The 4,554-nt window shown below is 37.9% G+C and carries 4 protein-coding genes and 1 pseudogene; 3 read left to right on the top strand and 2 right to left on the bottom strand.

The window, feature by feature from the left end; all coding sequences use genetic code 11:
* Nucleotides 1-19: 19 nt before the first annotated feature.
* From HMPREF2764_RS04395 to HMPREF2764_RS04385, 3 genes and pseudogenes are all read left to right on the top strand, one after another.
* Nucleotides 20-316: pseudogene (locus tag HMPREF2764_RS04395) on the top strand (ribonucleotide-diphosphate reductase subunit alpha); the annotation flags it as partial.
* A 194-nt stretch (nucleotides 317-510) separates the two neighbouring features.
* Nucleotides 511-1,473 carry a class 1b ribonucleoside-diphosphate reductase subunit beta gene (gene nrdF / locus HMPREF2764_RS04390; protein WP_070527461.1) on the top strand — a complete coding sequence of 321 codons (963 nt, stop codon included), beginning with the start codon at nucleotides 511-513 and terminating at the stop codon, nucleotides 1,471-1,473.
* Between the two features lie 142 nt (nucleotides 1,474-1,615).
* Nucleotides 1,616-2,383, top strand: coding sequence for a DeoR/GlpR family DNA-binding transcription regulator (locus HMPREF2764_RS04385; protein WP_070527458.1), 768 nt, complete (start codon nucleotides 1,616-1,618; stop codon nucleotides 2,381-2,383).
* Nucleotides 2,384-2,487: 104 nt separating this feature from the next.
* On the opposite strand, the gene HMPREF2764_RS04380 is transcribed toward HMPREF2764_RS04385, so the two are convergent.
* Entirely contained in the window at nucleotides 2,488-2,745 is a 258-nt protein-coding gene (locus tag HMPREF2764_RS04380) for a DUF3884 family protein (protein WP_000471578.1), read from the bottom strand.
* Between the two features lie 41 nt (nucleotides 2,746-2,786).
* A complete protein-coding gene (gene lacG, locus HMPREF2764_RS04370; RefSeq protein ID WP_000169253.1) occupies nucleotides 2,787-4,193 on the bottom strand; it encodes a 6-phospho-beta-galactosidase in 1,407 nt (468 codons plus the stop codon).
* Nucleotides 4,194-4,554: the final 361 nt, after the last annotated feature.

Below are 4,554 nucleotides of genomic sequence, written 5' to 3'. Positions count from 1 at the left end.
TCCTTAAGCATGTAGTAAGGATAAGTTCCCTTACTACACTTCTGCTTATGACATGGATATGCGTAAGGTGATTGATGTTTACGCTGCCGCAACTGAACACGTGGATCAAGGACTTTCACTCACTCTCTTCATGCGTAGTGACATTCCAAAAGGTCTTTACGAATGGAAGAAGGAAAATAAACAAACGACACGTGACTTGTCTATCCTTCGTAACTATGCCTTTAACAAGGGTATCAAGTCTATCTACTACGTCCGTACCTTTACTGATGATGGTGGAGAAGTCGGTGCTAACCAATGTGAAAGCTGTGTGATTTAATCTTTGCTTGAGGAAACTACATTTTCTCAGATAAGTGATTCATTCACCCTGCTAAACTAAACTAGAATAAACATCTATACTATGAAATAACAAAAAGTCGGGCTTCCGACTTTTTGTGCGATACTCCTCTAGAATTATGATAAAATAGAAGTAATTGTGAGTTCGCAATACTAAACACAGAAAGAGATTTCAAAATGGAAACTTACTACAAAGCCATTAACTGGAATGCCATCGAAGATGTCATCGACAAATCAACTTGGGAAAAGCTGACGGAGCAATTCTGGCTCGATACACGTATTCCCTTGTCAAATGACTTGGATGACTGGAGAAAGCTATCAAATGTAGAAAAAGACTTAGTTGGAAAAGTCTTTGGTGGTTTAACCCTTCTCGACACTATGCAATCTGAAACAGGGGTTCAAGCCCTTCGAGCAGACATCCGTACACCACATGAGGAAGCTGTTTTCAATAACATCCAATTTATGGAATCTGTCCACGCAAAATCTTACTCTTCTATCTTCTCTACCTTGAATACCAAGGCTGAGATTGAAGAAATTTTCGAATGGACCAATACTAATCCTTATCTACAAAAGAAGGCGGAAATCGTCAACGAAATCTACCTAAACGGTAGCCCACTTGAAAAGAAAGTTGCCAGCGTCTTCCTTGAAACATTCCTTTTCTACTCTGGTTTCTTCACTCCCCTCTACTATCTTGGTAACAATAAACTGGCCAACGTCGCCGAAATCATCAAATTGATCATTCGTGATGAGTCTGTTCACGGAACCTACATTGGTTATAAATTCCAGCTCGGTTTCAATGAACTGTCTGAAGAAGAGCAAGAAAAACTCAAAGAGTGGATGTACGACCTGCTCTATACCCTCTATGAGAACGAAGAGGGCTACACAGAAAGCCTCTATGACGGTGTTGGTTGGACGGAAGAAGTTAAAACCTTCCTTCGCTACAATGCCAACAAGGCACTCATGAACCTGGGACAAGATCCACTCTTCCCAGACTCAGCTGATGATGTCAACCCAATCGTTATGAACGGTATTTCAACAGGAACATCTAACCACGACTTCTTCTCTCAAGTCGGAAATGGTTACCTCCTTGGTGAAGTTGAAGCCATGCAAGACGATGACTACAACTACGGTTTGGACTAAGGTCATCTATTTTATAAGTGATAAAAAGATCATGGTTTGTTTAAAACAACCATGATCTTTTTGTTTTTGTTTTCTTTTGTTTTTTAAATTGATTGATTGAATACTTTATGATAAAATAGTAATAGAAATAGAGGTGATAACGATGTTAAAGCAGGAAAAACTAGATAATATTCTAGAAACGGTAAATACAAAAGGAACTATTACTGTAAAAGAAATCATGACTCGCTTGGATGTATCAGATATGACTGCTAGACGCTACTTGCAAGAGTTAGCAGACAAGGATTTACTTGTTCGGGTGCACGGGGGAGCTGAGAAAATTCGCACAGGTTCTATTTTAAACAATGAACGTTCCAATATTGAAAAACAAAGCTTACAGATTGCAGAAAAACAAGAAATCAGCCGTTTTGCAGGCCATTTAATTGATGAGGGTGAAACCATTTTTATTGGTCCAGGGACAACCTTGGAATGTTTTGCCCGTGAACTTCCAATTGATAATATTCGTGTTGTAACAAACAGTTTACCAGTCTTTCTCATCTTAAACGAACGAAAACTAACAGATTTGATTTTAATAGGTGGAAACTATCGCTCTATCACTGGAGCCTTTGTCGGAACACTAACCTTGCAAAACTTGGCCAATTTGCAATTTTCTAAAGCCTTCGTTAGCTGTAATGGTATTCAGGACAATACGATTGCGACCTTTAGTGAAGAGGAAGGTGAATCTCAACGCATCGCCCTCAATAATTCCAATAAAAAATACTTACTAGCTGACCATAGTAAGTTCAATAAATTTGATTTCTATACCTTCTACAATATCTCTGATATTGATACCATCGTTTCAGATTCTAAACTGAGCAAAGAAACGTTTGAACAACTTTCAAAACAAACAAAAATTATTCTTTCTAAACCATAAAACTGAGGATTGATAAAATATAAAATGCGTCATATCAAGAAAATAAAAATCTTTATATGACGCATTTTTTGATGAAGATTTTTACAAAGAGTTTCCTAGATTCTTTATGATTGTTGAAACGGCATAAAATCTGAATCAAAGGAGATATTATCCCGTTCTTCAGGACTGATAAAGTTTAAAAAGATATTTTTAAATTCTTCCAGCTCATAGTCTGAATGGCAAATCCATTCTTTACCGGTAGAGACATACCATTTCCCAAGTTTTTTCAGCTCCTCATTCGTCAAACAAGGTATTTGAGAACATTTATCAAAATTGATAATATAAACTTTTTCATAAATAGATTGGATAAAATCTTTGAACATCTTTTGCCTCACTAGAATTCTATATCTAATTACTCATTCTACTAGTCTATAATCTGACTTTCTGCTACTTTCTTGTACCAGTGAGCTGATTTCTTAGGATAACGTTCTTGAGTTTCAAAGTCTACATAGAAGAGACCGTAACGTTTTTCATAACCGTTTGACCATGAGAAGACGTCCATCAATGACCAGATGAAGTATCCTTTGACGTTTGCACCATCAGCAATCGCATCAGATAAGACCTCTAAGTGTTGTTTGACATAATCAATACGGCCATCATCATAAACAGTATTGTCTACAAACTCATCTTTATAACCAAGTCCATTTTCAGTGATGTAAATCTTCTTATAGTTCGGATAATCTTTCTTCACGCGCATGATTTGGTCATACAAACCTTGAGGGTAGATAATCCAATCCCAATCCGTACGTGGTACATAGTCAGGAGCTACACGACGACCAACACCTTTGATTTGGTATTTAGAGCTTCCTTTCTCACCCTTACCATTATGGATAATTTCAGTTTCTCCATCAAAGGCTTCCATCCAGTCACTCATATAATAGTTGATGCCTAGAAAATCATTCAAGTCTTTCGCAGCTTCTAATGCTGTGAAATCTTCTTCACGAAGATCCAAGCTACCACCATTGACTGATAAGATATGGTTGACGCCTTCCATCGTTTCAGCTGAATAGTGACCTAGATAAGTTGCATCCAAGATAAATTTATTGTGGATGATATCTTCCAACTCAGCTGCACGAACATCTGCTGGATTTTTAGGATCTAAAGGATACTTGGTTGGCAGTGCGTGAACAACACCAATTTCACCTTTATAACCTTTATCTTTATATAGCTTAACTGCACGCGCATGAGAAACCATCATATTGTGGTGCGATTGGAAAACTTTGGCAAGGTCGTACTGAATACCTGGAGGGAATTTTCCAACCAAGTATTGACCATCACCAATTGGCCCAATTTCATTAAAGGTTGTCCAATAGTTTACTTCTGGGAATTCTTCAAAACAGAAGGCAGCGTAGTCTACAAAGTGTTCAATATTTTCACGGTTTAAGAAGTCTCCATTTGAGTGGAGAGCTTCTGGCGTATCAAAGTGATGAAGAGTTACAAAAGGCTCAACATGACGTTTGTGACACTCTGCAAATAGATTATGATAAAATTCAACACCTTTAGCATTTACTTGACCGTAACCAGTCGGGAAAATACGTGACCAGGCAATAGAAATTCGAATACCATTGACACCATACTCTTCTGCTAGCTTGAGGTCAACTGGGTATCGATTGTAAAAATCACTGGCTGGTTCGGCAGTGTACCAGTAGTTATCTTCAAGATACTTATCCCACGCAACTGGTCCTTTACCATCAGTATGTGTAGCACCTTCTGCTTGATAGGCAGCTGTTGCGCCACCGAAAATAAAGTCTTTTGGTAATGTTTTTGTCATTTTTTTCACCTATTTCTTGATTTAAATAAAGTAAAAGTGAGAGGAGAGGAGTCAGTGAGCCATCCTTCTCCATCTCACTTCTTGTACCAAGTCACCGAATTGTAACATGAGGAGGTAAAAACGATAGCTTTTTACCGACGAATTAATAAGGCGATTAGGAAATTTGCCATAGCGATTGCCGTAACGAGAGGAGACTATTTCAGAGTCCCTATCGTTAATCGAATTGTGACATGAGGAGGTAAAAACGATATCTTTTTACCGACAAATTAATAAGGCGGTTAGGAAATTCACCATAGCGATTTCCGTAACGAGAGGAGACTGTTTTATAGTCCCTATCGTTAATCGAATTGTGACATGAGGA

The sequence above is a fragment of the Streptococcus sp. HMSC073F11 genome (assembly GCF_001810785.1).
Taxonomy (GTDB): domain Bacteria; phylum Bacillota; class Bacilli; order Lactobacillales; family Streptococcaceae; genus Streptococcus.
This window is presented reverse-complemented; position numbering and strand designations above follow the sequence as displayed.

Excerpts from the sequence above, each read along its gene's own strand:
- nrdF (WP_070527461.1), top strand. The coding sequence starts at position 511 with ATGGAAACTTACTACAAAGCCATTAACTGGAATGCCATCGAAGATGTC.
- HMPREF2764_RS04385 (WP_070527458.1), top strand. The coding sequence starts at position 1,616 with ATGTTAAAGCAGGAAAAACTAGATAATATTCTAGAAACGGTAAATACA.
- HMPREF2764_RS04380 (WP_000471578.1), bottom strand. The coding sequence starts at position 2,745 with ATGTTCAAAGATTTTATCCAATCTATTTATGAAAAAGTTTATATTATC.
- lacG (WP_000169253.1), bottom strand. The coding sequence starts at position 4,193 with ATGACAAAAACATTACCAAAAGACTTTATTTTCGGTGGCGCAACAGCT.